The sequence below is a fragment of the Gemelliphila sp. 1F1 genome, assembly GCF_056897515.1.
Map to the genome: position 1 here is coordinate 252,916 of NZ_JBXHBE010000001.1, position 26,293 is coordinate 279,208.

Genomic DNA, 26,293 nt, shown 5'->3' on the forward strand with positions numbered 1-26,293 from the left:
TTATGTTAGAAAGATCTTTTTCGGTTGTAGATATAGAAGTAACTGAACAAAAAGAAATAATACAAATAGCTATTGTTAATCTTGATAAAAAATTAAATATAGTTGATAAATATAATTATTTCTTCAAACCAAAAAGCAAATTGTCTTCTTTTGTAAGTAATTTGACAGGTATATCTGATAAACAATTAGAAGATAAACCTTCATTTAAAGAAATAGCTCACGAAATATATAGCAAAATAAAAAATAATATCCTTGTCTGTCATGGAGTTGTTCAAGATTATAATACTTTAAAAGATAATTTTGAAAAAAATGGAATAAATTATATTCCAGTATTAATGTTAGATACAGTAGAACTTACAAAACTATATTTTCCAACCCAATTTAGTTATAGATTAGGAGATATTGCCGAAAATTTAGAATTAAAATTTTTAGGTGATTGTCATAATGCGGCAGTTGATGTAGATTTAACGGTACAATTACTGAAGCATATAATAACTAAAATTAATACTATACAAGAAAAAAATTTTATTGGTATAACATCATTATTAAAAAAATATAATGATACTCTTTATTGGTTCAGTACATATTTCAGAAATAACGATTTTGAATTTAAAAAGTCTAATTTAATGTTACGAAATAATCTTTATTTTAAAAAAATTAAATTTTATAATAAAGATTTTAAATCTAGTAGGTATATATTTTTATCATCAATAGAAGAAAAAGATTTTATAAAATATAACTTGCAGAATATAAAAAAAGAAATAGTTATTTTAAATAATAAAGGTGATTATATACCGTGTAATTTTTTTAAAATATTCAAAAAAAATATATTAGAATTTGAAAATATTGGTGCATATACTTTAGTTATAAAGTTGTTAGTTTGGATACAAGAAACTAATTCAGGAAACTTCAATGAACTTAATTTAGACTTGTCAGAGGTATATCAATTATCTAGACTAAAAGAATATTTTGAAGAAGAAAATTACTACTATGACATAACGTTACAAAATGCTTTATTAAATGAGAATATAGTTACTAATTATACTAATTTAACAGATATATTAGCTAATAATTATTTTAAAAATGATATTTTTGTGTATGAAGACAAGAATATCCTAGGATTACAAATAAAAAGATTATGTACTAATATTATAGTTTATAGAGAAGTAGTTACGGAATTGAATATAGCAATTAATGAAACTAGAGATAAAAAAATTGTGGTTATTCAAAAAAATATAGAAGATTTAATTAATTACTTGCATGAAATGTATGTTGCAGAAAGTTTAGAATTGTATAATGAGGCTATAAAATTTTTAGTAAATGATGTAGAGTATGTCATTCAAGAAATTAGTAATTTAAAAACAACTTTAATAAAAACTAAGATATTTTTAAACAATTTATTATTAATATTGCATAATAATTCAAAAGGATATTATACATTTAGTTCGATAAGTAGCAGTAGTTCAATGATAATAAAAGTAAATAACTATAAAAAAGAAAAAATATTAATTAATAAAATTTATAATAATAAAATTAAATTTCTGGAAAATATTGTTAAAGTAGAAAATTATAGAAAAAAAGTTGATATATTTAAAAAAGATAACTTTAACATTGATCTTAATATGAAGAAATTATATATATTTAACAGTAGTAAATATAAAGAATTGTATTATGCTAATAGAGATAAGAAATCTAACGTTAAATTTAAAAAATATTCATTAGATGATGATTTTTCTATATTATTTAAAGATATTATAAAAAATAGTAAATTAGGATATGCATGTTATGCGAATCAAGAAATAATGGCTTATAAAATATACCTAACCTTACTTTTTGATGAAATTATAACAGTAAGTAGTTTAGAATATTAAATAAAATTAATATGATAGTAAGAATAATCTTATAAAACGATAGAATTATTGTTTTATAAGATTTAATTTTGTAATAAAAATTGTAGTTTGCGTCGGATATGTGTTGACTATTGTGTTAAATTATGATATTTTATGTTAAATAGACGTCGTTTTCTATTATTAGTTTATCATGGTTTAAGGTATTATGTTTGATTATTGATTTTATAAATATATAATAATTTATAAGGAGGAAATATATGAGAAAATTAAATGAAGTTTTTAGATATGCACTAGAAGCGGTATTAGTAGGATTTTTTTACATAATATTAAATAAATATGTAAATAATAATATTAATTATTTGCCGGAATCATTTATGGAAGATAAAAATATTTTTGAAGCATTAGCTTTAGTATGTATATGTTTTATGATTTTTGGAGTTTTAAAATATTATGTAGAAAATTTATATACTAAAATGAATTGGAAACTTGCTAGTATAATTAATTATATTTATGTAGTGAGTTCTATTATAATTATATTTTGGTATTTGGAGTTTGTAACGAATATTATAAGTTTTATTACTCTGTTTGTTGTAATATCAATAATATTTATATCACAATGGATTTATCAATATAAGAAAAATTCGGTAAAATTTTAGAAGTAAATTTAATTACTAGATATTGTATATATTTATATGGTTCAATAATTATTAAAAAAGAAGATAGTAGATTATAAATATACTATCTTCTTTTTTAATTTTATTTTTTATACTTTCTCATACGTAAAGCTGCAATTAATAATAATGTAGCACCTACTAATGTAGTTGTTTTAGAAGTTTCAATACCTGTATTTGGTAATTTTTTATTATTGTTAGTTTGTAGTTTATTGTCATCACCGTCATTATTAGCTGAGTTTATATTAGTATCGACATCATTTACATCTTCTTCATTATTATTGCTATTATTGTTGTTTTCTGAATTATTATCGTTATTATTTCCAGGATTTACGCTAGGATTTTGATTGTTATTGTTTGGATTTGTTGGTTCTTTATAATCTTTGTAATATACTTTTCTTCCTAGTTCAGGTGCTTGAATTTTACCTAAATGTTTTAAGTAATTTACAAATATTTCTGTATCTGGATCTAATGCTCCTATTAATTTAGATTTTGTAAATTCAGGGAAGTCATCTCCACCTCCATATAAAAAGTCATTAATAACACCAATATATTCTTTATTATCTTCAATTAATTCATGTTTACCATTTTCTTTTACAACCCAAGCTTTATCAACAACCCATTTAATAGGATTACCTTTTGCATCAACAGTTCCATCTGGAGCTTCTTTATATGTGTACATAATTCCTGATATTTGTAGTAAATATTTTTCTTCTGAATTGTACTGAGAGTTCAGAGCAGCTATTAAATCTTTTCCTTTAATGTTAATAACTTGCATAACATTGCCGAACGGCTGGACTTTTTGTGCAGATCCCCAAGTTATAACACCATCTTTAACTTCTAAATCAGAACGTATTCCACCCTGATTAGTAATCGCAAAACTTGCTTGGCTATACCCAGCTTGTCTTGCTGCCCAAAGTTGCCCGTCAGTAATAAGATTTCCTAGTGGAGATTCCAAGTTAGCTTTTAAATCTGATGAGTTAGAAGGTACTCGTTCTATTGTATTTTCTGATTTTGCAAGTTCTTCTAACAATATTTCTTTTATTCTTTCATTAGCATCTTTAGCTAATTCTACTAATTTTTGATTAGGAGTGACTGTTCCATTATCTAAAACTTTTACTATTTCTGCTGTAACTTCTTTAAAGTCATTTGTAGCTGTGTCATAAATACCTATAACATTAGATATAGCTTTTCCTTGAGAAGCTCCTTCAACAACTCTTATACCTTTGTAAGTTCCATTTGCAATAACGTGATTATGTCCAGCAAAAATAACGTCAACGCTAGAATCACTGTCTAAAGAATCTATAATGCGTTTTATTGCATCTCCTATTTCCGTAGCATTATTGCTAGGAGAAGTAGCTGCTTCGTGGGCAAGAACCACTATTGCATTAACACCTTTTGTACGCAGTTCCTTAGAATATTTGTTTATAGTAGTAGCAGGATCTAGTATATCGTATTGCTCCCAATGTTTTTTCAATATTAAATTAGGAATTTCAGAAGTAACTACACCAATATATCCAATTTTTGCAGTTTCACCTTCTGAATCTGTATAAGTTTTTATAGTATAAGGTTTCCAATCGAAAGGAGTTTTTTGTGTTTGCTTGTCAACTACATTAGCAACTACAATTTTCATATTTGATGCTTCTCTAGGATAAGACTCAACAGCCTTATTAAATTTACCTTTCTCCGGAGCTTCTCCTTTCAAAATACGATTGTATTCTGCTAAACCTTCATCAAATTCGTGATTACCTAATGTTCCAACTTCAAACTTCATTTCATTTAAAGCTTTTATAGTAGGTTCATCTTGTAAGATTCCAGAAACTGCTGGAGAAGCACCTACCATATCTCCAGCTTGAACACGTGTAGATACAGCATCTTCGGCTTTATTATCTTTGAATTCTTTTTCTGTTTTATCTAAATAACCAGAAAGTAGAGGAGCAGAACCACCACGTTCCTTTAATCTCGTACCATATTCATATACAGAACCTGTACCTTCTAATTGTCCATGTAAGTCATTGATACCCATCATTTGTATTGCAACTTCACCTTCTTTGGCGTAAGTTTCATTTAGCTCTCCATAAGCATAAACAGATAATATTCCTGTACTTAACACAGCGAATGGTAAAACTTTAAATTTATTTTTCATAATAATTAATAATCCTTTCAAAATATATTTAGCAATTACATTATAACAATATAACGAACGAAAAGCAATAAAATATTTATAAGTACATATTAAATAAAGAAAAGTAAAGGTGATCTAATTTTACTTTAATAATAAAAAGGCTTTACTAACGAACGTTATTGTATAGATTATTTTATTAATTAGTTTTTTATAAAATATATAATTGAACATGTATAAATATTTATTGTATAATTGTACATATAAAAATTTAGGAGAAATAAATTGAGAGTATTATTAGTATGTAGATATGATGGAAGTAGATATCATGGATTTCAAATACAGCCTAACAATAAAACTATTCAAGAAATGATTGAAAAAAGTTTGGCACGTATTCATAAAGGAACAAATATAAGAATTCATATGAGTGGCAGAACCGATAGTGGAGTACATGCTTATATTCAACCGATTCATTTTGATACTAATCTTAATCTTACAGAAGAGGCTTGGCTAAATTCAGTCAATGCTTATTTACCGAAAGATATTAGAATAATAGGCAGTAAAATAGTTTCAGATAACTTTCATGTTAGATTTGATAGTATAAAGAAAACATACGAATATAGATTATGCGTATCTAAAAATATAAATCCGTTTTTAGTAAATTATGTAGGGCATTGTCCATTTAATTTCGACTATTATAAAGCACAAGATTGCTTACAATATTTTATAGGTACACATGATTTTAGTTCATTTTGTTCAAAAAATAGTAGCGTAGAAGATAAAGTTAGAACTATAACTAATTTCACTATGAGAAAAGAAAATGATATTATAATATTTGAAATCACAGGTGATGGCTTTTTATATAATATGGTTAGAATAATAATAGGTACTATTACAGATGTAGCTACTGGGAAGTATGATAAATCAAAAATACCAGAAATTATAGCCAAAAAAGATAGAAGTTTTGCTGGAAAGAGAGCAGATGCTAACGGTCTATATTTAAAAAATGTTAAATACAAAGAAAATGTGATTAACAAATTTATTGAAAATTTACATGAAAATTAATTTATAATGCATAAAATTGTATAAAACTCTTTGTTTTTCAAAATAAAAATGATATAATTTTACTATATTGTATTTATTTTAGAAAAATAGATAAGAAAGAAAAATTTTATTGGAGGAACAACTATGTTATATTTTTATGCATTTTTGTTTATAGCGTTTGTTGCAGGAACGCTAGCTCTATTTATATTAAGAAATAGAAAAAAACAAGATTTGCTACCATTACTTGAAGCCAAAGATGAGTTAGAGCGAGAAACTCTATCTGAAGATCTAAAACAAGTAAAAACATTAAACATTGCAGGTAAAGCTCAAAGTTTGTATGAAGATTGGGAAAGTACGTGGTATGAAATACAAAGTATAGATATTGATGAACTTGATAAAGAGTTATACCAAGCAGAATCTTATATTGATAAATTCAATTTTAAAAGAGCAGACGAAATAATTTTTGATTGTGGGGAAAATATATCTACTATCAGAGAAAAAATAGCTGTTATTAGAAAAGAAATTAAAGAATTAACTGAAATAGAGCCAAATAACAAAATTCAATATGAAGAAATAGTAAAAGAGTATAAAGATTTAAATAGAGAATTATTAGCTAAACGTCATCAGTATGGAGGAGCATCAGAAAGTTTTGAACAAAATTTAAAAGATATAGCACCAATATTGGATGAATTTAGAAATTTAACAGCAAATGGTAAATATATCGAAGCACAAGAAACTATTAATGATGTAAAAATAAAAGTTATTGATTTGAGAGAAAGAATGGAAATTCTTCCAGAAATATTGAGAGAAATAGAAAAAACTACGCCATCACAAATTCAAACACTTAGACTAAAAGTAGAAGAAATGGAGAAAAAAGGATTTAAACTTTCTCATTTAGATATATCAACTAAAATTGAAAGCTGTGTTTGGCAGTTGAATGATGCTAGAGAAAAAGTTAAATCTGGTGACATTGATTTAATTGAGTCTATACTTGATGGAATATACGATGTTATTGATGAAGTTTCTAATAATTTGAAAAAAGAGTTAGAATACAAAAAATATGTAGAAGAAAATTATTCAGAAATAAGTAACAAATTAAATGTTCAAGATAAATTAAATGAAGCTCTATATAATAACATTCAAGAAATAAAAAATAGATATCAAATATATTCACAAGATGAAGAAATGATTGAAAAAAATTATAGTAGTATAGGTGAATTATTAGATATAAAACATGAAATAGATGTTTACATTAGTAATCAACCTCGTTTGAATTACAAAGATTTAAAAGAAAAAGTTCAAACTTTAGGTGTAGCATTAGAAAAAATAGAGGAAGAACAAACAAATTATTCTAGATATTTAACTGGATTAAGAGAAGAAGAACTAAGATCTCGTGAAAAATTAAATGAAATTAATCAAGAAAAAGAAATAGTTAGAAGAAAATTATCCAACTCGAGAGTACCTGGATTTAGTGATAGATTTGTAATCTTGTATAAAGAGGTAACAGATAGTTATAAATATGCCTTAGAAGAGTTACAAAAAGAGCCTATGAATATTGATTTAGTCAAGCAATCAGTGGACGAGGCTACAGAATCACTAAATATTTATAAAAATGAAGTTAATAATATTTTAACGGATATTCAGCTAGTTGAAAAACTAATAAGATACACTAATAGATATAGAAAAGATAATGTTGAATTACATAAGCAATTAACAATAGCAGAGCAGTATTATAAAGAGTACCGTTATAACAAAACTTTGGATATTATAAAAAATACACTGGACAAAGTAGAACCTGGAGCTTATGATAGAATAAAAAAAGAAGTTAAAGTATATTAAAATTTTTTAAGTAATACAGTAGAGATATTGTATTACTTTTTTTGTTTCTAAATATAAAAAACTATTGAAATTATTTTATAAATAATGTAGAATAATATAAGAATTAATAATATCAAACAAATAGTTTAGTATTAATAAACTTGTTATACTAAAGGTTTATTAATACTAAACTTTGGAGGTAATGTGAATCTAATAGGATACAAGTTAAAAAAATTAAGAATACAAAAAGGACTCACCCAAGAAGAGTTAGGAGAACGAACGGATTTATCAAAAGGGTATATATCACAAGTAGAACGAGATTTAGCTTCACCATCTATGGAAACTTTTTTTAATATTTTGCAAGTTTTGGGATGTGAGCCTAAGGATTTTTTCGAACAAAATAGTTCAAAACAGCAAATTTTATATAAAAAAGAGGATCAAACTATTTATGAAGAAACTGATGATTTATATAAGTTAAAATGGTTAGTTCCAGAATCTAATGAAAAGGAAATGGAATCATTGGTTCTTACACTTGAGAGTAAAAGTAACTATAAAAAATTTGATCCATCTGAATCAGATACACTTTGCTATATATTAAAAGGAAAATGTATGTTGACATTCGGTAGTAAAGAGTATATAGCAGAAACAGATGAAACTTTTTATTTTACTGCTACGGATGAACACGTTTTGTCTAATCCTTTTGATGAAGAATGTGAGGTATTAATTGTAGTTACTAATTCATATTTATAGGAGGTTTATTATGGTAAATATTGTTGAATTTAAAGATGTTAATATGTCTTTTGGCAATACAAATGTTTTAAAAAATATTGATTTAGAAATAGAAAAAGGAAAATTTTATACTTTATTAGGTCCTAGTGGTTGTGGTAAGAGTACAATTTTAAAATTAATTGGTGGCTTTTTACAACCGACAGAAGGAGAAGTATTATTATCAGGTAAAGTTGTAAATAATGTGCCAGCAAATTTACGACAAGTTAATACTGTATTCCAAGATTATGCATTATTTCCACATATGGACGTTTTTGAAAATGTAGCATTTGGATTAAAAATAAAAAATGAAAAAAAAGAAATTATTAAGAAAAAAGTAAAAAAAGCTCTAAAATTAGTTAATTTATCAGGATTCGAAAAACGCACTATTAACGAAATGAGTGGTGGACAAAAACAACGTGTTGCGATAGCTCGTGCAATAATAAATGAACCTGAAATTATTTTGTTAGATGAGTCATTATCAGCTTTAGATTTGAAATTACGTCAAGAAATGCAATACGAACTTAGAGAATTACAACAACAGACAGGAATCACATTTATTTATGTAACTCATGACCAAGAAGAAGCTTTGGCGATGAGTGATTATATATTTGTTATGAATCATGGTAGAATAGAGCAAAGCGGGACTCCATTAGATATCTATGACGAACCTGTAAACAAATTTGTTGCAGATTTTATAGGTGAATCAAATATAGTAAATGCTGTAATGGTTGAAGATTATTTAGTAGAAATTTATGGTAAGCAGTATGAATGTGTTGATGCGGGTCTTGATAAAAATAAACGAGTAGAAGTAGTTATTAGACCAGAAGATTTAGAAATAACATCGGTAGAAAAAGGAAAAATAAATGTAGTAGTAGATACTCAATTATTTAGAGGTGTTCATTATGAAATATGTTGTTTAGATGATCAATATAATGAATGGATTGTTCATTCTACCAAACCTGCTAAACCAGGACAAGCAGTAGGACTTAATTTTGATGCAGAAGCAATTCATATAATGGTCCCTGGAGAAACAGAGGAAGAATTTGATGCAAGATTAGAATCGTATGAAGAGGAGGAATAGCTATGTTCAATAAAAAAACTAAAGTTATGTTTGCAGTTCCTTACTTTTTATGGATGTTTCTTTTTGTAGTCTTTCCTATAATGTTGATACTTTATTATTCATTCCATGATACTAGTGGTAACTTAACGCTAGCTAACTATAAAGAATTTTTTGGCAAAAGTTATATGTGGATGACTTTTTATAGTTTTTGGTATGCTTTTATTATAACTGCTATTTGTTTGATTTTAAGTTATCCTTTAGCGTTTGTAATTAGTCGCAGTAAGTATAAAGGATTATTGCTTTTATTAATTATTCTACCTACTTGGATAAATATTTTATTAAAAACTTATGCATTTTTAGGATTATTTGGTAAATATGGAACAGTTAATAGTGTTTTGGAGTTTATAGGTATAGGAACACAAGATTTATTGTTCAATTCATTTAGTTTTGTTTTTGTATCTGTATATATATTTTTACCATTTATGTTGTTGCCAATATATAACTCTGTTTCTGGTATAAATGAGAATATTGTTAATGCTTCGTATGATTTAGGTGCTAATGCAAAAACTACATTTTTAAAAGTAATTTTACCACTTAGTTTAGAGGGGGTAAAAACAGGTATTCAAGTAACATTTATTCCTGCTTTATCAATATTTATGATAACAAGATTAATTGCTGGTAATAAAATTATTAACTTAGGTACAGCTATTGAAGAACATTTCTTAGTTACACAAAATGTTGGCTTAGGATCTACTATTGCAGTATTTTTAATTTTTACAATGGCTATTATTATGATCTTTACTAATAGTAAAAATAAATTAGGAGGGAGAAAGTAATTATGAAAAATATATCTTCTAAATTATATTTATCAATAATGTTTGTTATTTTGTATATTCCTATAATTTATTTAGCTTGGTTTTCATTTAGTTCAGGAAAAAATATGAATTCATTTGAAAGTTTTTCGTTTGTTCATTATTTAGAGCTGTTTGAAAATAGTAGAATGATAGTTATAGTAATAAATACTTTAGTAGTTGCATTATTATGCGGATTAGTTTCTGCAATTTTAGGAACATTTGGCGCGTTAGCAATATATTCTTTAAAAACGAAAAAGTTTAAAAATAGTGTTTTAATTGGAAATAATATTCTAATAGTTAGTCCAGATGTAATAATAGGCTGCTCATTTTTATTAATGTTTAATTTCTTCTTTAAAGATAGTATTCAAGGTTTTTGGTCTGTTTTAATATCTCATATCGCATTTAGTATACCTATAGTAGTTCTTATGGTACTTCCTAAATTATATGAAATGCCAATTTCAATGATAGATGCAGCTGTGGATTTAGGTGCAAATAGTTATCAAGTAATCACAAAAGTGATAGTACCTTATATAACACCGGGAATATTAGCTGGATTTTTTATGGGACTTACTTACTCCCTTGATGATTTTGCTGTTACATTTTTTGTAACTGGTAATGGTTTCCAGACTTTATCTGTTGAAGTTTACTCTATGGCAAGACGAGGTATTAACTTGCAGATTAATGCACTATCAACAGTTATAACAGTATTTGTAGTATTAGCAGTAGCTATATATTATGTGATTAGTGTAAATAAGTTAAAGAAACAGGAGGTATAAAATGAAAAAGTTAATTATTTATTCATTAATTATCCTTTTAGTGAGCTTAGGGTTACTCCAAAGTAAGAGTTACATAGATTCTTCAGAAGCTGGTGATAAAAATACACTAACTATTTTTAACTGGGGAGAGTACATAGCACCTGAATTAATAAAAAAGTTTGAAGAAGAGACAGGAATATCTGTAATTTATGAAACATTTGATTCTAATGAAGCACTTTTTACAAAATTAAAATCAGGCTCAACTTCGTATGATATAGTCGTTCCTTCTGATTATATGATAAGAAAAATGATAGATGCAGATATGCTAAAAAAACTAGATAAAAGTAAAATAGATGGATTTGATAATATTGATGAAAGATTAGTTAATAAAAGTTTTGATCCTAATAACAGTTACTCTATCCCGTATTTTTGGGGAACTCTAGGAATAGTTTATAATTCTAAATTGGTTGATGAAGATTTAACTTTTGATAAGTGGGATGATTTGTGGGATGCAAGATTAAAAAACGAAGTATTGCTAATTGATGGAGCAAGAGAAATGCTTGGTATTGCTCTGCAATCTGAAGGAAAATCTGTCAATGAAACTAATGAAGTTGATTTAAGATTAGCAGAAAGAAAATTAGAATTTTTGGGAGCAAATATTAAAGCAATTAATAGTGATGAAAAAATTATGTTAATGTCTAACAATGAATCAAAAGTTGCAGTTGCTTTTTCTGGAGATGCTAATGAGATGATTAGTAATAATGAAGATTTAGTATATAGAGTTCCTAAAGAAGGGAGCAATATTTGGTTTGATAATATGGTAATACCTAAAATTTCTAAAAATGAAGAAGCTGCGTATAAATTTATTAACTTTATGTTAAGACCAGAAAATGCAGCTATTAATGCAGAATATATAGGATATGCGACTCCAGTTAAAAGTGCATTAGAATTATTACCAGAGGAAATAGTATCTGACGAACAATTTTATCCTAAAGATGATATTATAAAACGTTTAGAAGTTTATCAAGCACACAGTCAAAAAATAGTTCAATTACAAAATGATTTATTTTTAGAATTTAAAATCAATAGTAATCGTAATTAAAATAAATCTCGCTATTAAGTAAAAATAGCGAGATTTATTTTAGTTTAAACGTTCTAAAAATTTTTTATTATTAATTATTACGCGAGTGTGAGTAGCATTAGCAATTTCTATATTGTTTTCGTGAGCAGTAATTTCAAAATTAATAATTTTATCTTTTATAATTTCCACTATACGAGTTGTTATACTAATACTAGCACCTATTTTTGTAGGACGTAGATGATTAATATTTATATTGCTGCCAACAGTTCCTAATCCATCTTCTAGATAATTATTTACTAGTAATTTTGACGTTTCTTCCATAAAAGCAACTAGCATAGGAGTAGATAAGACTTCTAAATCTCCGCTTCCCATATTTTTTGCACTATGGTTTATTGAAATTGTATATTCTTTTGTAAAAGTTTCGTTAATTTTCATATTTATTATTCTCCTTTATAGAAGGTTACACTATAATCTTTGAATTGATTGTTTTCATAAATAAATTTGGCTGAAAAGAATGGTTTATTTTCTATTAACCAATCTAAGAATATATAATCTCCCTCCCAAGTATGAATTTTTCTATTTTTTATATCTTCTTTTTTTATCCATATAAGATCACCTTCTGGACAATCATCAGTTAATATACCAGAAAATTCTGTAGCAGTAAATACGTAAGTATACCAGTTAGTATTTTCTTCAAAATTAGGAAATACTATAATACCTCTTAGTTTAGGGTTTATTATATTAAGATTGGTTTCTTCTTTTACTTCTCTAATTACACATTCTTCTGGAGTTTCGCCTTCTTCAAATTTACCGCCTACACTAATTGTAAGATCTTTATGAATGTCATTTTTTTTCTTTGTTCTTTTTAGCATTAAAAAAGAATCTCCATTGTCTACATAACACATACTTCCTAACGTTATCAAAACATTATCCTCCTATAAATCAAAGAGGTAGTAATTTCTTGATAAATTATACATTTATCCGTTATTACAACCTCAAAATAAACTATAAATTATTTACTTTTTGAATTAGTAGCAAGTTTATCTAACGCTACAACTCCAAAAGAAAGTGCCAATGAGAAGATTGAACAATTAAGAAGATTAAGACTACTTCCGTTATCACCTAAAATAGATTTTATGATAAAAATTGCTATAAATGAGAAAATAAATCCCCAAAATAGTGATACTATAAATCTCAAAAAGAACACTCCTTTCATATATGATAATACTATTATACATCTAAATGAAACAACTTACAAGAAATTTTATAAAATAATACTAGTTCTTTATGTAAACTATGTTATAATATAAAATAAATATTATATATAAGGAGAAAATATATATGTATAGCTGTTTATATATAGATACTGAATTAAGGTATAATGTTACAAATGATGTAGAAAAAATTTTTTTAGAAAATAATATAAACTTTAAATTTGTTGATGAAATAAACAATATTGTAAAGAATTGTTTATTTTTAACGTCTGACAAAAATAAAATTACTAATTATTGTAGAACTATATTTTTGTTAACTAATGATTATGATTTATTAGATAGTAAAGGTAGTTATTATATAAAAGATATTTTAGATATAATAAAAATATATAATAAAGATATTGTCGTTGAGTGGGCATCTGAAATTCAATTTTTAGCACAAAATACACTAGCTTATAGCAAAGATAAATTTGAATTAGAACGTGCAGAAAGACTTAGAGAAATTGCTTGTGAAATGCTAAGTTATAAGTATGAAACTAGTATTGATACTATAAGACATATATTTGCTGATGAAGTAGGCTATCAAACTCCTAAAATCGAGAATAGAGCTGCTATTATAAAAGACAATAAAATACTATTAGTTAAAGAAAAATCAGATAACAAGTGGGCATTACCAGGAGGTTATCAAGATGTTAACAAATCAATTAGAGATAATGTTATCAAGGAATCAAGCGAAGAAGCTGGGGCAATAGTCAATCCTACAAAAATTGTTGCATTATTAGATTATAATAAACATCATAATTATAATTTTCCATTAGGAATGCTTAAAGTTTTGGTTTTGTGTGATTATATTTCACATGATTTTAAGTATAATACTGAAACTGAAGAATCGAAATTTTTTACTTTAGATAGCCTACCCGAATTATCTACTACAAGAACAACATTAGAACAAATAAAAATGTGTTTTGATTGTTATAATAATCTTGATAATTGGGAGGTGATTTTTGACTAATTGTCAAATAATTATGGATAAATTACATATTAAAATTTTAAATAAAAAATTACCAAGTCATGAACAAATAGTTTTTGGTTTATTGTTAACATTTGTAGGAGGTTTTTTTGACTCGTATACATATATTAATTGTAATGGTATTTTTGCTAATGCTCAAACTGGAAATTTAATATTTATAGGATTAGCAATAGCTGACCGCAATTTTTCAACTGCACTAAATTTTATACCACCTATAAGTGCATTTATAGTAGGTGTAATTTTTAATAAATACATTTTAAAGAAAAATAGTAACTTGCCTATAAGAAGATATATAAATATCTCTTTGCTATTTCAAATATTTTTATTATTTGTAGCATATTTTATACCGCAAATATATTATATAGATATAAGACCTCTAATTATATCATTCGTGTGCGCTATGCAGTTTGATAGTTTTAGAACGATTAATAAAATTCCTTTTGCTAGTACTTTTTGTACAGGCAATTTACGTTCAGCAAGTGAACATATTTTTAAATATATATTTTTGAAAGAGAAAGGCAGTAAACCTAAATTCTATATTTATTTTTCTCTAATTGTTATCTTTTTATTTGGTGTTATTGTAGGTAGCTTTGCATCATATAATTTTAATCATCATGCATTGTTAATAGTTATAGGTGTTATGATTGTAGATTTTATACTAGCTACTTTTCACGATATAGGGAGATTATAAATGACAAAAATTAGACATAATTAACATTAAAATGTTATAATTAATGTATGAATGTATTAAAATTTACTATATTTATATATTTAGGAGGATATTATGGAACGACAAAAAATAATTAAAGAATTTAACAATTACTTAGATAAATACAGTAAAGATTTATCTGAAAATACAATTTCATCATATGTACTAGATATAAATAAATTGGTAAATTATTTAGATAATCAAGATATTGTTGATTTTATCGTAGACGAAACAAACGTAGATGGCTATATTAATATGTTACGTAAAGAAAATTATTCAGAATCAACTATAGCACGTGTATTTTCATCATTTAATATGTTCAATAGATTTTTATACGATCAAAAAATAATTAATCATAAGGTAAAATTAGAAAATAAAACAAAAAAAACTACTTCAATAAAAAATTTAGTAATATTTACACGAGAAGAAATAAATGCTATTTTAAATTTCACAGGAGATTCATTTTTGGAACTTCGAGATAAAGCAATTTTTGAACTAGTATATGCTATAGGAATTAAGCCATCGGATTGTATTAATTTAAAATTAGATGATGTAAATTTGGAGATAGGGTATATTAAATATAAAAATAATAAAGGATCATATAATACAGTTCCTTTAAACCTAGAGACTGTTGACGCACTTAATAACTACATAAGTGCTTTACAAGGTTTAAAAAATAAAAAAGATGATAATTTATTTGTTTCAAGTAATGGTGAGCGTTTAACAAGGCAAGGATTTTGGAAAATATTTAAACGTAGACAAAAAGCTATAAGTTTAAAGAAAGAATTAAATCCTACTACGTATAGAAATACTTTAGCTATTCATTTATTAGAAGACGGTGTTTCAGTAGAAGAAGTTAGAGAAATACTAGGATTAAAGACCATTAATAGTTTAAAGCTTTATATTGATAATATGAATAACAATAAGAAAGTTAAATTAATAATGAAGCATCCAAGAAATATGATAAAGTAAGAAAGGTTAGTTATGTATAAAGTTAACTTAGATTGTTTTCAAGGACCATTGGATTTATTGCTCCATCTTATTGAAAAAATGGAGATAGATATTCACAACATTCCTATATCTGAACTAACTGATAGTTATTTAGAATATTTAAACAATAGTGATGAGTTATCATTAGAAAATGCAGAAGAATACATTGTTATGGCCTCTACACTAATTCATATAAAAAGTAAAAGTCTATTACCTCAAGATGCAGAAGAAATTATAGAAGACGAACAAGAATTTGTACAACAATTAATAGAGTATAGAAATTATAAACAATTATGTGAAATCTTTGATGATTTGCAAATAGAGCGTCAGAATTTTGGAGAAAAAGAAAATTCTGCTGTAATAGTAGATGCACAGTTGATGTCAATGTCAATAAATTTACTAAAAAATGCATTTAAAAGAGCTATTGATAATACTAAACTTAATTCAGAAGTAACTAATACTATAAAATATAGAAAAGAAGTTTCAATAGAAGATATAAGGAACTTAATAATAAAATATATATCTATTAAGGATAGTATAGCTTTTAGTGATATTATTTCTAATTATGATTCAAAAGAAGAGATAGTAACTACGTTTATTTGTATTTTAGAAATGATTAAAGAAAATATAATAATTTGTAAAGAGATGGGAGAAGAGTTGTATATAGAAAAAAGTATTTAGTATATACAGAAGATTGTAGTATATGTTGTTAAATGAGAAAAAAAAAATATTAGAGGCCTTATTTTTTATAAAAGGTGAAGAAGGATTATCAATAGAATATACATCTGCATTTTTAGAAGTAGATTATAATGCAGCAGAAAATTTATTAAATAAATTTAAAGATGATTACAATATGTTAGATAGTGCTTTAACTATAAAAAAATTTGGGAGTATTTATAAAATGTTAGTAAAGGCAGATATTTATAATACTATAAAGAAAGTTCTGTCTTCTAAAAAATTATCTAAATTGTCAAAGGCATCACTAGAAACTTTAGCAATTATTGCATATAATCAGCCTATATCTAAAATAGAAATAGATAAAATTCGTGGTGTAAATAGTGATACTATAGTAAACAGTTTATTAGAAAAAGAATTGATAATTTCTAACAAAGTTTTGGATAAAATTGGAAAACCTAAACTTTATGAAACTACTGATTATTTCTTAGATATATTTGGTCTAGAAAGTTTAGAACAGCTTCCTAATATAGAAAATAATTATAAAGAAGATTTAAATGAATTTTTAAATGAATAGGAGAATAGAATGCAAGAAAGATTACAGAAAATTATTGCTGCTTCGGGATATACATCACGAAGAAAAGCTGAATCGTTAATATTAGAAGGAAAGGTATCAGTTAATGGACAGATTGTAACTGAATTAGGTACAAAAGCATCTGTTAATGATGTGATAATAGTTGATGGAGTAAGATTATTAAAAGAAAATAAGCGTTATTATTTATTTTATAAACCCGAAAAAGTTATAACATCTATGTCAGATGAAAAAGATAGACAAATAGTTAGTGATTTTTTTGTTGATATCCCAGAAAGAGTTTTCCCAGTTGGAAGACTAGATTATGATACTTCTGGAGCATTGATTATGACAAATGATGGGGAGTTTACTAATTTGATAACACATCCACGTCATAAAATCAATAAAACTTACATCGCTAAAATAAAAGGTCGTATAGAAGAACGTCATATAAATATTTTACGTAAAGGTGTAATAATAGATAACTCTAAAACAGCTCCAGCAAAAGTAACAATTTTGAAAAATAAAAATAAAAGTAGTAATACTTTAGTTCAACTAACTATTTTTGAAGGAAAAAATAGACAAATTAGAAAAATGTTTGAAGCTTTAGGATATGAAGTTATTAAATTGAAGCGAGTAGCTATAGAAGATTTAACTTTAGAAGGTTTAAAAATAGGAGAATATAGACCATTAACAATTCACGAAGTAAAAGTACTAATTAATAAAGCTAAAAATGGTCAATAATAACATAGGAGAATATTATTATGACAGAAAGAATATTAATAGTCGATGATGATGAAAGAATTAGAAAATTGCTCACTATGTATTTAGAGAGAGAGGGCTATATTGTTGACGAAGCTGGAGACGGCGCAATAGGTCTAGAGAAAATAAAAAAGATAGATTATTCATGTGTTCTTTTGGATATACAGTTGCCTAAACTGACAGGTACAAAAATATTAAGAGAACTAAGAACAACAAAAGCTACTCCAGTAATTATAGTTTCAGCAGAAAGTGATGAGCAAAGTAGAGTGGACGGTTTTGAATTAGGAGCAGATGACTATGTAGTAAAACCATTTAGTCCTAGAGAAGTTGTATTGAGAGTTAAAGCAATATTACAAAGAACAAAAAGCAGTGTTTTTTATATACCTGAATTTAGTGCTAAAGACGTTTTAGTTTTCAATGATTTAATTATAGATGCAAATTCTCATAAAGTGATAGTTAATGGTTTAGAAGTTGATTTTGCTCCTAAAGAATTTAACTTACTAATGTTTTTAGCTAAATCTCCTGATAAGGTATATACAAGAGAAGAATTATTAAAAGCTGTTTGGAATTACAATTCATATGTAGATTTGAGAACAGTAGATACTCATATAAAAAGAATTAGAAAAAAAATCGAAAAGCATTCAAAATCTGTTTCAAAAATGATAGTAACAGTTTGGGGAACTGGTTATATGTTTGATGCTAGTAAAAATTAATTTAATTAAAGGAGCTCTTGATAGATGACTATACTTTATAGAAATATTGCTAAGATGGTTAGATTAACTAGCAAGTTAGTTGGAAAAAAAGGTACAGATCTTCCTGGTAAAATATTGAGAAAGCTAAATAAAGATGTTTTGAAAAAATTATCTCAAAATTTTGATGAAATAGTATTTGTTACTGGAACAAATGGAAAAACAACAACATCAAATTTAATAGGACATACATTAAAAAAAGCAAAAATAAAAATAATAAATAACTTTGAAGGAGCAAATATGCTTGATGGAATTATTTCTACCTTTGCTATTCAAACAAAAAGTGATACTAAAATTGCAATCATTGAAATTGATGAAGGATCAATAAAAAAAGTTATGAGTTATATTACTCCGACAAAGTTTGTTTTTAATAATTTCTTTAGAGATCAAATGGATAGATTTGGTGAAATAGATACGTTGATAACCTCTATCGGAGAGCAACTTAAAGGTAAAGAAATTCAATTGATTTTAAATATAGATGATCCTTTCGTGGCTCGTTTGGATAAATATGGTAAAAATAATATTTATTTTGGAATTAATAACGATGCTTATGAATTTAAGAATATAGGTTTAACAGAATCTAAATTTTGTCCTATGTGTGGTGAGGAATTAACTTATAGTCATACACATTATAGCCAATTAGGACATTATAAATGCAGTAATTGTAATTTTAGTAGAAAAAGTCCAAATTACAGTGTAACAAAGGCAACCGTTGATCCACTAATATCAATATCTATTAATAATAAAGACATGTTTTCTACAATGCAATTAGGTAGTTTTAATATTTATAATATTTTGTCAGCATATACTACTTTAAAATCATTAGGACTAAGTGATAATAAAATTATTGATGGATTATCAAATTATACTTCGAAAAATGGGCGTATGCAAACTATAACTAATAATAATTCTACTACAATTCTTAATTTAGCAAAAAATCCAGCAGGAATGAATGTTTCATTAGATATTGCAAGTACTATTGATAAGACGGAAAATATTAATTATTTAATAATATTAAATGATAATGGAGCTGATGGGCTTGACATTTCTTGGATATGGGATAGTAATTTTGAAATATTGAAAAATCAAAATATAGAAACTATAATATGTTCTGGAAAAAGGGCAAAAGAATTAGCATTGCGTTTAAAGTACACAGATATAGAGGCTAATATAGTAGTAAATGAAAATATCAAAGAAGCGGTATATTATTTGAAAAAACTAAAAGGAACTTATAATATAGTTATACCAAATTATACAGCATTGATAGAAACACAAAAGGAATTAGAAACAAAATAGGTGAATTTATGAATTTAAAACTTTATCATTTTATGCCAGATAAATTAAACTTATATGGTGATATTGGGAATGTTATTTCTTTAAAAAAGCGATGCGAGTGGAGAGGAATATCACTAGATATTGAAAATATAACGAGTACAGACGGTGTAAAATTATCAAATTGCGATATGTTTTTTATTGGTGGAGGATCTGATAGAGAGCAGGCAATAGCAACTGAACAATTTTTTAAAATAAAATCGGAGTTTAAGTCAGCAATAGAATCAGGAGTACCTGCATTAACAATTTGTGGAGGATATCAATTTTTAGGAGAATATTATCAAACATCTGAGGGGAAAAAATTAGCAGGGTTAAATATATTAGATATTTATACAGAAGCACCTAAAGATAAATCTAGGCTAATAGGAAATATTTTAGTAGATTCTAATAAGTTTGGGAATATTGTAGGATTTGAGAATCATAGTGGTAGGACTTATCACAACTATGATACATTAGGAAATGTAGTAGCAGGATATGGAAATAATGATACTGATAAAAAAGAAGGATTATTGTATAAAAACCTTATAGGTACTTACTTGCATGGACCTATATTACCTAAAAATCCTAAAATAGCAGATTATTTAATACAAGCGGCTCTGAACAATAAATATGGAAAAATTGAACTGCAAAATATTAATGATAACATTGAATTAGAAGCTAATAACTACATGGCAAACTACATAAAAAGTAATAAATAATGCATAATATTTAGTATAGATGAAAAATTTTCTATACTAAATATTTTTTATTTATTGTATATAAATTATTATAATATAAAGATATTATTCTTAAAATGATAATAATATTACGTTATTTAAATTAAAAATAAACTATATATGCGTTTTAATGATTAATATATTAATTGACAACGTTTTTAAAAATATTATATTATTAAAAAGTAAAAGTAAAAAATTTATTTTAAAAGAGCGCATTAAGTTTAAGTTTATAGCGAGAAGATGCGTGTATATCTTCTCGTTTTCTTTTTTTGGGGGGAACTAATATGAAAAGAATACAAATTATTTTTAGTTGTACAATTTTAGTGTTAATAACTTTTTTAGGGTATTTATATGAAGTTAGAAGCGATACAATTAAATGGAAAATGTGGGCAAATGATTTTAATAGTACCTCTTTTTATCTTTATAGAGAAAATATAAAAAATTTTTCAGATAAAGATATTAATGATATTTTGTATAAAGTGGCTGATGAGTATAAGGTATCTGTCATAAAAGATAGTTATTCTTCTAATAATGATAAAGTTACCATCATAAAGGGTATAATACAAAATACAGAACTTCCACAATTAAAATTAAAAAATAATAGTAAAATTAATAGCTTTGATTTTTCTAAAGAACAATATTCTACTAAAACAAATGTGAAAGATTATTTTAATGATGATATAGTAAATTTTGAAATATTATCTTCTGTAATACATAGTTATGGAGGTAATGGAGAATATTTAGTTATATCTGAAAATTATAGTAATAGAGAAGCATTTTTGAATAAACTATCAAAAGAGCTTGATATGGATTTAAGTGAATTAACGACAAAAAAACGTTTTGAACAAACGGGTTATTCAACTCAATTCTATGTATTAGCTATTTTGTTTGGAATATTTATTTTAATATATTCAATTACTAATGTTTTTGTTATGACTAAACAATCTAAAGAAATTAGTGTCTTAAAATTAAATGGATATAATACGTTTAACATATTTTTTCAATTGATGAAAAGTTCGGTGTTAAGTATTATATTAACTTCTATTTTAATAACTATAATTGCTAGTATATCTATAAAAGAAATTAGTCCAAATTATTATATATTAATTATTTTTATTATGTTGTTGGTTATATCAATTAATGTTATCTTTTCTGGCATAACTTATATATATTTAGTAAAACAAAGTCTGTCATCATTAATAAAAGGTAAGAAAAATTTAAGGGTGATAACAATAGTAAGCAAAGTGTTTCAAACATTATTTATTATTTTAGCAAGTTATTCACTAGTATTAACAATGTCAATAGTTACAGACCTATTTATCCAAAATAAATATATAGATAATTGGAAAAATTATAATAATTATAATTTTGTTGATAGCACATATATTGGTAACGACATACAAAGTATTAGAGGGAATAATAACAAATTATCAAAAGATTTTGTAAAATTTTATAATTTTTTGGAAGAGAATGGTGCAGAATATTTTAAAGTAGATGATTTAATTTCTTCTGATGGTAAATCTATAGGTGTATCTGCAATAGATGTTAACGAAAACTATTTAAAAAATAACAATATACAGTTTGAAGAGTTATTTTTAGATAGTACGCAATATTTATTAATTCCTAAAGATAAAGAGCATTTAATAAAAGAAATAGAAAAAGTAAAAGAAAATTATTATAAATCAATGAATGAACATTTACAGATGATAGATGAACCAAAGATAATAGAAAATATTAAAACTATAGTTTATGATAAAAACATAACAGTTCCTAATTTAATGGATGGTGGAGTAATTAAAAACCCTATTTTAAACGTTAAAACTTCTAAAAATATAAGTATGATAGATAAAAGTAATGCACAAATTAGTGGATTAAAAACACCAATAAAATTTAAAAATATTTCTAAAGAAATGGTGACTAATTATTTAGACAATAGTGAGCTAAAAGACAATAAAATAAAAATAGTATCAGTAGAACAATGGTTTATTAATGAGAGAACTAATTTATTAACTTCATTATATTTAGCTTGTTTTTTTGCAATTTTAATAATAATTAGTATGCTGTTTGTTAGTTTTCAAGAAGCGTTAATCAGTTTCGAAAATAGAAAAAAAGATTTAGCAATAAAAAAACTTAATGGTTATGATGTAATAGCTAGGCATGGTACTAGATTACTAGTTGATTTGGGAATCTTTTTTATAAGTATAAGTTTTTGTATAGTAACTTTATTAAAACAAATAAATATTTATACTTTTATACTTTTATTTGTATTATTTTTTATCTACTTAATTTCTGAATATATTATTATTTTAAAAGATGAAAAAGCTATATTGAATATTGTAATAAAGGGAGAATAATTATGACAATGATAGTACAATTAAAAAATATTAATAAATCATTTGATAATAAAAAAGTTTTGAGTAATATAAACCTCAGTATAAAAAATGAAGAGATGCTTGCAATAGTAGGAGAAAGTGGAAAAGGTAAAACAACACTTTTGAATATTATAGGTTTAATAGAGAGCTATGATAGTGGAGATATTACAATAAATGGAAAAGAAAATCCTAAATTAAATAGTAAAGCGGGAATAAATATTTTACGAAAGGACATAACTTTTTTATTTCAAAATTTTGCGTTAATTGATGAAAAAACTGTAAAGTATAATTTGGATATTGCTTTAAAATATGTCAGTATTCCTAAAGACGAAAAAGATAAATTAATAAATATATCATTAGAAAAAGTAGGGTTATTAGGATATGAAAAAAATAAAATATATCAATTATCCGGTGGGGAACAACAGAGAGTAGCATTAGCACGAGCACTTTTGAAACCTTCAAAAATAATATTAGCCGATGAACCTACAGGAAGTTTAGATGAGAAAAATAAACTTAAAGTAATAGATTTATTATTTGAATTAAAGAAATTAGGGAAAACGATAATAATCGTCACACACGATTTAGAATTGGCTAATATGTGTGATAGGATATATAAATTATAAACTAAAAAAAGAACTAGAAAATATTTTCTAGTTCTTTTTGTTGCTTAGATTTATTAAACAAAGTTTTACATTTTTTATCAACAATGATATTTGTTCATGTTCTAAACAAGAAAATGCAATTCTAATATGTTTATCATCTATTGCATAGACACCAAATTTATGTTCATAAAGTAATTTTAAGCGAAATTCTTCCGCATTTATTTCTGTTGGTAATTTCATTGTGAAAAAATAACCAGAATTGAAAGGAAAAATAGTTACATAACTATCCAATTGTTCTTTTTTTATCTCTTCTTTTAGAATTTTATAGCGATGTTCTATGATGCCATCATTTATTTCTTTTTCCTTTAAAGCTTTTTCGTTTATTAATAATTGTTTTACGGCTTGTTGTGCTATTGTAGAACTTGATGAAGTTGTACTTCTTAAATAGCCTTGTGATTTTTCTAATAGTAAATCTCTTAACACATCATTCTTAGTATAATAAGTTATGAATCCAATTCTAACACCCCAAGCGTACAATTCTTTAGTAACACCATCGGCTTTAATTATTAAACAATTTTCATTATTTACTAATTTTGCAATGTTATTTAATGTAGAATTTTTATGATTATCTTCAAAAAATAGACCAAAATAAGCATCATCACAAACAATAATTATACTTTTATTTGAATTACTTTTTGCAAAATTATCAATTATATTTGTTAGTTCTTTAAATTCTAAAATAGAAGGAGTGTATCCTGTTGGATTATTTGGGAAGTTTAATATAATTGTAATTTTATTTTCTTTAATATATTCAAGTGTATCTTTAAATGATTTTAGATTATAATTGTTGTTTTTATCAAATTGATTATATTTATAAAGTTTATTATTTAGCTTAACTGTATATATTTGCTCATAATTTTGCCAAAATAAATCAGGTAATAGTAGGGCATCTCCTTGTTGTGTGAATAAGTTAGCAGCTAGATCTAATGCTTGAGTTACTCCAGAAGTAACCATTGGCATTGATAAATATTGTGGAACCAGATTAGAGTTTTCTGATATTATTTTTTTATACCATAAATCACGAACAGTAATTTCTCCTGGAGTAGGAGAATAGGGAAGATAGCTTGCTATATTAAGATTTTTTATAATCTTGTCTAAGCTATCAATTTTCATAACTTCTCCATTTTTCATTGCCATACCTATAGTTGCATTAATTGCATTAGGCACAGATTGAGTTTCTTTTGATTGAATTAGTACATCTTTTGGAAGAATCATTTGTTCTCCTAATTTAGAAAAAAAAGTCATAATACATCCTTTCTATAAATATAAATTTATATATAAACATTATAAGTTTTATAATGAAAAAAATCAATTAATTATTTGATTTGTATTATATTATAAAGTAAAATATTACATAAGTAATATTAATTATTTTTACTATTACAATTTTTAATAGAGGTAATTTATGCAGCAATATTTTATTAATGAAAATTTTGAGTATAAAACTTTTGTTTTATCTAAATATGATAGTTTCCATATAGCAAAAGTGATGAGAAAAAAAGTTGGTGATAAAATATTTATCGCATTTGCTAACAAAGAGAGGTATATTTGTAATATTGAAGAAAATGATGTTGAAAGAGTAGTAATTTTTCCGGAAGAAAAGGTAGAATTATCTACTGAATTATTGGCACAAATAACAATAGCTATACCACCATTAAAAAATGATAAGATTGAGTATTTGATTCAAAAGGCTACAGAGCTTGGAGTTTCGGAAATAATTTTATTCAACTCTGAACGCAACATAGCTAAGGTTAAGGATAGTAAAGTTGATAATAAACTTAGCCGTTGGAATAAAATTGCTAAAGAAGCTGCGGAACAATCCAAAAGAGCTAGTATTCCTATTATAAATTATGAACAAAATATAACTAAACTAATTTCTAGTTATGATCATTATGATTATAAAGTTATAGCTTATGAAGAAGAATCTAAAAATATAGAAAATAATAACTTAAAAAAATTATTAAATGAAGATTTAGAAAATAAAAAAATTATAGCCATTTTTGGAAGTGAAGGCGGTCTATCTAGCAAAGAAGTGACTTACTTTAATGAAAATAATTATAAATCAATAGGACTAGGGAAAAGAATACTTCGTGCAGAAACAGCGCCCCTATTTTTTCTAAGTTGTCTAGCTTATTTTGTAGAATTAAATTAAAAGAGAGGTTTACAATGGAATTAAATTTAACAGCGCGAGAGATATACGAAAAAGAATTTAAAAATAGCAAAATAAAAGGATATGATGTTGAAGAAGTTAATCACTATTTAGATTTGATAATAGAAGACTATATGAAAGTAGAAAAACTTTTGATGAAACTAAAAGATTTAGAGATAGAAAATCAAAATTTAAAGATAAAAATTAGTGCTTTAAAAACTACAACAAAACAACAAGATTCGCAACCACAATCAAGCAATGTAGATATTTTGCAAAGAATTGCAAGGTTAGAACAAGCAGTTTTTGGAAAGTATAACAATTAGTTAGGAGTTATATAAA

General features: G+C 25.3%; 27 protein-coding genes. 22 read left to right on the top strand and 5 right to left on the bottom strand.

The window, feature by feature from the left end; translation table 11 throughout:
- Nucleotides 1–2 precede the first annotated feature (2 nt).
- Together AC1XWJ_RS01125 and AC1XWJ_RS01130 are read left to right on the top strand one after the other, a co-directional pair.
- Complete coding sequence (locus tag AC1XWJ_RS01125) at nucleotides 3–1,871, top strand: 3'-5' exonuclease (RefSeq protein WP_483333974.1); 1,869 nt, start codon at nucleotides 3–5, stop codon at nucleotides 1,869–1,871.
- A 236-nt stretch (nucleotides 1,872–2,107) separates the two neighbouring features.
- Nucleotides 2,108–2,506, top strand: a complete 399-nt coding sequence (locus tag AC1XWJ_RS01130) for a hypothetical protein (protein ID WP_483333976.1) — start codon at nucleotides 2,108–2,110, stop codon at nucleotides 2,504–2,506.
- Nucleotides 2,507–2,606: 100 nt separating this feature from the next.
- Here AC1XWJ_RS01130 and AC1XWJ_RS01135 read toward each other — a convergent pair whose 3' ends face one another.
- Nucleotides 2,607–4,667: a 5'-nucleotidase C-terminal domain-containing protein gene (locus tag AC1XWJ_RS01135; protein ID WP_483333978.1), complete on the bottom strand. Its 2,061-nt coding sequence runs from the start codon at nucleotides 4,665–4,667 to the stop codon at nucleotides 2,607–2,609.
- A 261-nt stretch (nucleotides 4,668–4,928) separates the two neighbouring features.
- Between AC1XWJ_RS01135 and truA the strand changes: the two genes are divergently transcribed.
- The 7 genes from truA (at nucleotide 4,929) to AC1XWJ_RS01170 (ending at nucleotide 12,044) form a co-directional block, all read left to right on the top strand.
- Nucleotides 4,929–5,708 carry a tRNA pseudouridine(38-40) synthase TruA gene (gene truA, locus AC1XWJ_RS01140; RefSeq protein ID WP_483333980.1) on the top strand — a complete coding sequence of 260 codons (780 nt, stop codon included), beginning with the start codon at nucleotides 4,929–4,931 and terminating at the stop codon, nucleotides 5,706–5,708.
- A 123-nt stretch (nucleotides 5,709–5,831) separates the two neighbouring features.
- Nucleotides 5,832–7,526 carry a septation ring formation regulator EzrA gene (locus AC1XWJ_RS01145; RefSeq protein ID WP_483333981.1) on the top strand — a complete coding sequence of 565 codons (1,695 nt, stop codon included), beginning with the start codon at nucleotides 5,832–5,834 and terminating at the stop codon, nucleotides 7,524–7,526.
- A 183-nt stretch (nucleotides 7,527–7,709) separates the two neighbouring features.
- On the top strand, nucleotides 7,710–8,255 hold the full coding sequence (locus tag AC1XWJ_RS01150) for a helix-turn-helix domain-containing protein (protein WP_483333982.1): 546 nt from the start codon (nucleotides 7,710–7,712) through the stop codon (nucleotides 8,253–8,255).
- Nucleotides 8,256–8,265: 10 nt separating this feature from the next.
- Nucleotides 8,266–9,354, top strand: coding sequence for an ABC transporter ATP-binding protein (locus AC1XWJ_RS01155; protein ID WP_483333983.1), 1,089 nt, complete (start codon nucleotides 8,266–8,268; stop codon nucleotides 9,352–9,354).
- Nucleotides 9,355–9,356: 2 nt separating this feature from the next.
- Nucleotides 9,357–10,169, top strand: a complete 813-nt coding sequence (locus AC1XWJ_RS01160; protein WP_483333984.1) for an ABC transporter permease — start codon at nucleotides 9,357–9,359, stop codon at nucleotides 10,167–10,169.
- Between the two features lie 2 nt (nucleotides 10,170–10,171).
- Nucleotides 10,172–10,963 carry an ABC transporter permease gene (locus tag AC1XWJ_RS01165; RefSeq protein WP_483333985.1) on the top strand — a complete coding sequence of 264 codons (792 nt, stop codon included), beginning with the start codon at nucleotides 10,172–10,174 and terminating at the stop codon, nucleotides 10,961–10,963.
- 1 nt (nucleotide 10,964) lies between these two features.
- A complete protein-coding gene (locus AC1XWJ_RS01170) occupies nucleotides 10,965–12,044 on the top strand; it encodes an ABC transporter substrate-binding protein (protein ID WP_483333987.1) in 1,080 nt (359 codons plus the stop codon).
- Between the two features lie 39 nt (nucleotides 12,045–12,083).
- Here AC1XWJ_RS01170 and AC1XWJ_RS01175 read toward each other — a convergent pair whose 3' ends face one another.
- The 3 genes from AC1XWJ_RS01175 to AC1XWJ_RS01185 form a co-directional block, all read right to left on the bottom strand.
- A complete protein-coding gene (locus AC1XWJ_RS01175; RefSeq protein ID WP_483333988.1) occupies nucleotides 12,084–12,458 on the bottom strand; it encodes a thioesterase family protein in 375 nt (124 codons plus the stop codon).
- 5 nt (nucleotides 12,459–12,463) lie between these two features.
- Nucleotides 12,464–12,946 carry an NUDIX hydrolase gene (locus AC1XWJ_RS01180; RefSeq protein ID WP_483333989.1) on the bottom strand — a complete coding sequence of 161 codons (483 nt, stop codon included), beginning with the start codon at nucleotides 12,944–12,946 and terminating at the stop codon, nucleotides 12,464–12,466.
- Between the two features lie 89 nt (nucleotides 12,947–13,035).
- A complete protein-coding gene (locus AC1XWJ_RS01185; RefSeq protein WP_483333991.1) occupies nucleotides 13,036–13,221 on the bottom strand; it encodes a DUF2929 family protein in 186 nt (61 codons plus the stop codon).
- 143 nt (nucleotides 13,222–13,364) lie between these two features.
- Here AC1XWJ_RS01185 and AC1XWJ_RS01190 point away from each other — a divergent pair, with 143 nt between their 5' ends.
- From AC1XWJ_RS01190 to AC1XWJ_RS01240, 11 genes are all read left to right on the top strand, one after another.
- Nucleotides 13,365–14,249 (top strand): NUDIX hydrolase, encoded by an 885-nt coding sequence (locus AC1XWJ_RS01190; RefSeq protein ID WP_483333992.1) that lies wholly within the window; start codon nucleotides 13,365–13,367, stop codon nucleotides 14,247–14,249.
- Entirely contained in the window at nucleotides 14,242–14,958 is a 717-nt protein-coding gene (locus AC1XWJ_RS01195) for a YoaK family protein (protein WP_483333994.1), read from the top strand. The genes AC1XWJ_RS01190 and AC1XWJ_RS01195 overlap by 8 nt, the downstream gene beginning before the upstream one ends.
- Nucleotides 14,959–15,051: 93 nt before the next feature.
- Nucleotides 15,052–15,948, top strand: a complete 897-nt coding sequence (locus tag AC1XWJ_RS01200) for a tyrosine-type recombinase/integrase (RefSeq protein ID WP_483333996.1) — start codon at nucleotides 15,052–15,054, stop codon at nucleotides 15,946–15,948.
- 12 nt (nucleotides 15,949–15,960) lie between these two features.
- Complete coding sequence (locus AC1XWJ_RS01205) at nucleotides 15,961–16,647, top strand: segregation and condensation protein A (protein WP_483333998.1); 687 nt, start codon at nucleotides 15,961–15,963, stop codon at nucleotides 16,645–16,647.
- A 22-nt stretch (nucleotides 16,648–16,669) separates the two neighbouring features.
- Nucleotides 16,670–17,218: an SMC-Scp complex subunit ScpB gene (gene scpB, locus AC1XWJ_RS01210; RefSeq protein WP_483333999.1), complete on the top strand. Its 549-nt coding sequence runs from the start codon at nucleotides 16,670–16,672 to the stop codon at nucleotides 17,216–17,218.
- 9 nt (nucleotides 17,219–17,227) lie between these two features.
- A complete protein-coding gene (locus AC1XWJ_RS01215) occupies nucleotides 17,228–17,956 on the top strand; it encodes a pseudouridine synthase (protein WP_483334000.1) in 729 nt (242 codons plus the stop codon).
- Nucleotides 17,957–17,976: 20 nt separating this feature from the next.
- Complete coding sequence (locus AC1XWJ_RS01220) at nucleotides 17,977–18,687, top strand: response regulator transcription factor (RefSeq protein WP_483334002.1); 711 nt, start codon at nucleotides 17,977–17,979, stop codon at nucleotides 18,685–18,687.
- A gap of 24 nt (nucleotides 18,688–18,711) precedes the next feature.
- Nucleotides 18,712–20,019, top strand: a complete 1,308-nt coding sequence (locus tag AC1XWJ_RS01225) for a MurT ligase domain-containing protein (protein WP_483334004.1) — start codon at nucleotides 18,712–18,714, stop codon at nucleotides 20,017–20,019.
- An 8-nt stretch (nucleotides 20,020–20,027) separates the two neighbouring features.
- The gene (locus AC1XWJ_RS01230) at nucleotides 20,028–20,753 is read left to right on the top strand and encodes a type 1 glutamine amidotransferase (RefSeq protein ID WP_483334006.1); all 726 of its coding nucleotides are present in this window, start codon (nucleotides 20,028–20,030) and stop codon (nucleotides 20,751–20,753) included.
- 302 nt (nucleotides 20,754–21,055) lie between these two features.
- Entirely contained in the window at nucleotides 21,056–23,125 is a 2,070-nt protein-coding gene (locus tag AC1XWJ_RS01235) for a DUF1430 domain-containing protein (RefSeq protein WP_483334007.1), read from the top strand.
- 8 nt (nucleotides 23,126–23,133) lie between these two features.
- Complete coding sequence (locus AC1XWJ_RS01240; RefSeq protein ID WP_483334268.1) at nucleotides 23,134–23,766, top strand: putative bacteriocin export ABC transporter; 633 nt, start codon at nucleotides 23,134–23,136, stop codon at nucleotides 23,764–23,766.
- 27 nt (nucleotides 23,767–23,793) lie between these two features.
- Here the strand turns inward: AC1XWJ_RS01240 and AC1XWJ_RS01245 are convergent, their stop codons facing one another.
- Nucleotides 23,794–25,050, bottom strand: coding sequence for an aminotransferase class I/II-fold pyridoxal phosphate-dependent enzyme (locus tag AC1XWJ_RS01245; RefSeq protein ID WP_483334008.1), 1,257 nt, complete (start codon nucleotides 25,048–25,050; stop codon nucleotides 23,794–23,796).
- Nucleotides 25,051–25,210: 160 nt separating this feature from the next.
- Between AC1XWJ_RS01245 and AC1XWJ_RS01250 the strand changes: the two genes are divergently transcribed.
- Together AC1XWJ_RS01250 and AC1XWJ_RS01255 are read left to right on the top strand one after the other, a co-directional pair.
- The gene (locus AC1XWJ_RS01250) at nucleotides 25,211–25,957 is read left to right on the top strand and encodes an RsmE family RNA methyltransferase (RefSeq protein WP_483334010.1); all 747 of its coding nucleotides are present in this window, start codon (nucleotides 25,211–25,213) and stop codon (nucleotides 25,955–25,957) included.
- Nucleotides 25,958–25,971: 14 nt separating this feature from the next.
- The gene (locus tag AC1XWJ_RS01255; protein WP_483334011.1) at nucleotides 25,972–26,277 is read left to right on the top strand and encodes a DivIVA domain-containing protein; all 306 of its coding nucleotides are present in this window, start codon (nucleotides 25,972–25,974) and stop codon (nucleotides 26,275–26,277) included.
- The last annotated feature ends 16 nt before the right edge of the window (nucleotides 26,278–26,293 follow it).

Coding starts and splice junctions, on each gene's coding strand:
- AC1XWJ_RS01220 (WP_483334002.1), top strand. CDS start 17,977: ATGACAGAAAGAATATTAATAGTCGATGATGATGAAAGAATTAGAAAA.
- AC1XWJ_RS01155 (WP_483333983.1), top strand. CDS start 8,266: ATGGTAAATATTGTTGAATTTAAAGATGTTAATATGTCTTTTGGCAAT.
- AC1XWJ_RS01255 (WP_483334011.1), top strand. CDS start 25,972: ATGGAATTAAATTTAACAGCGCGAGAGATATACGAAAAAGAATTTAAA.
- scpB (WP_483333999.1), top strand. CDS start 16,670: ATGTTGTTAAATGAGAAAAAAAAAATATTAGAGGCCTTATTTTTTATA.
- AC1XWJ_RS01225 (WP_483334004.1), top strand. CDS start 18,712: ATGACTATACTTTATAGAAATATTGCTAAGATGGTTAGATTAACTAGC.
- AC1XWJ_RS01125 (WP_483333974.1), top strand. CDS start 3: ATGTTAGAAAGATCTTTTTCGGTTGTAGATATAGAAGTAACTGAACAA.
- AC1XWJ_RS01175 (WP_483333988.1), bottom strand. CDS start 12,458: ATGAAAATTAACGAAACTTTTACAAAAGAATATACAATTTCAATAAAC.
- AC1XWJ_RS01230 (WP_483334006.1), top strand. CDS start 20,028: ATGAATTTAAAACTTTATCATTTTATGCCAGATAAATTAAACTTATAT.
- AC1XWJ_RS01135 (WP_483333978.1), bottom strand. CDS start 4,667: ATGAAAAATAAATTTAAAGTTTTACCATTCGCTGTGTTAAGTACAGGA.
- AC1XWJ_RS01235 (WP_483334007.1), top strand. CDS start 21,056: ATGAAAAGAATACAAATTATTTTTAGTTGTACAATTTTAGTGTTAATA.
- AC1XWJ_RS01170 (WP_483333987.1), top strand. CDS start 10,965: ATGAAAAAGTTAATTATTTATTCATTAATTATCCTTTTAGTGAGCTTA.
- AC1XWJ_RS01160 (WP_483333984.1), top strand. CDS start 9,357: ATGTTCAATAAAAAAACTAAAGTTATGTTTGCAGTTCCTTACTTTTTA.
- AC1XWJ_RS01190 (WP_483333992.1), top strand. CDS start 13,365: ATGTATAGCTGTTTATATATAGATACTGAATTAAGGTATAATGTTACA.
- AC1XWJ_RS01240 (WP_483334268.1), top strand. CDS start 23,134: ATGATAGTACAATTAAAAAATATTAATAAATCATTTGATAATAAAAAA.
- AC1XWJ_RS01245 (WP_483334008.1), bottom strand. CDS start 25,050: ATGACTTTTTTTTCTAAATTAGGAGAACAAATGATTCTTCCAAAAGAT.
- AC1XWJ_RS01145 (WP_483333981.1), top strand. CDS start 5,832: ATGTTATATTTTTATGCATTTTTGTTTATAGCGTTTGTTGCAGGAACG.
- AC1XWJ_RS01250 (WP_483334010.1), top strand. CDS start 25,211: ATGCAGCAATATTTTATTAATGAAAATTTTGAGTATAAAACTTTTGTT.
- AC1XWJ_RS01215 (WP_483334000.1), top strand. CDS start 17,228: ATGCAAGAAAGATTACAGAAAATTATTGCTGCTTCGGGATATACATCA.
- AC1XWJ_RS01165 (WP_483333985.1), top strand. CDS start 10,172: ATGAAAAATATATCTTCTAAATTATATTTATCAATAATGTTTGTTATT.
- AC1XWJ_RS01200 (WP_483333996.1), top strand. CDS start 15,052: ATGGAACGACAAAAAATAATTAAAGAATTTAACAATTACTTAGATAAA.
- AC1XWJ_RS01130 (WP_483333976.1), top strand. CDS start 2,108: ATGAGAAAATTAAATGAAGTTTTTAGATATGCACTAGAAGCGGTATTA.
- AC1XWJ_RS01205 (WP_483333998.1), top strand. CDS start 15,961: ATGTATAAAGTTAACTTAGATTGTTTTCAAGGACCATTGGATTTATTG.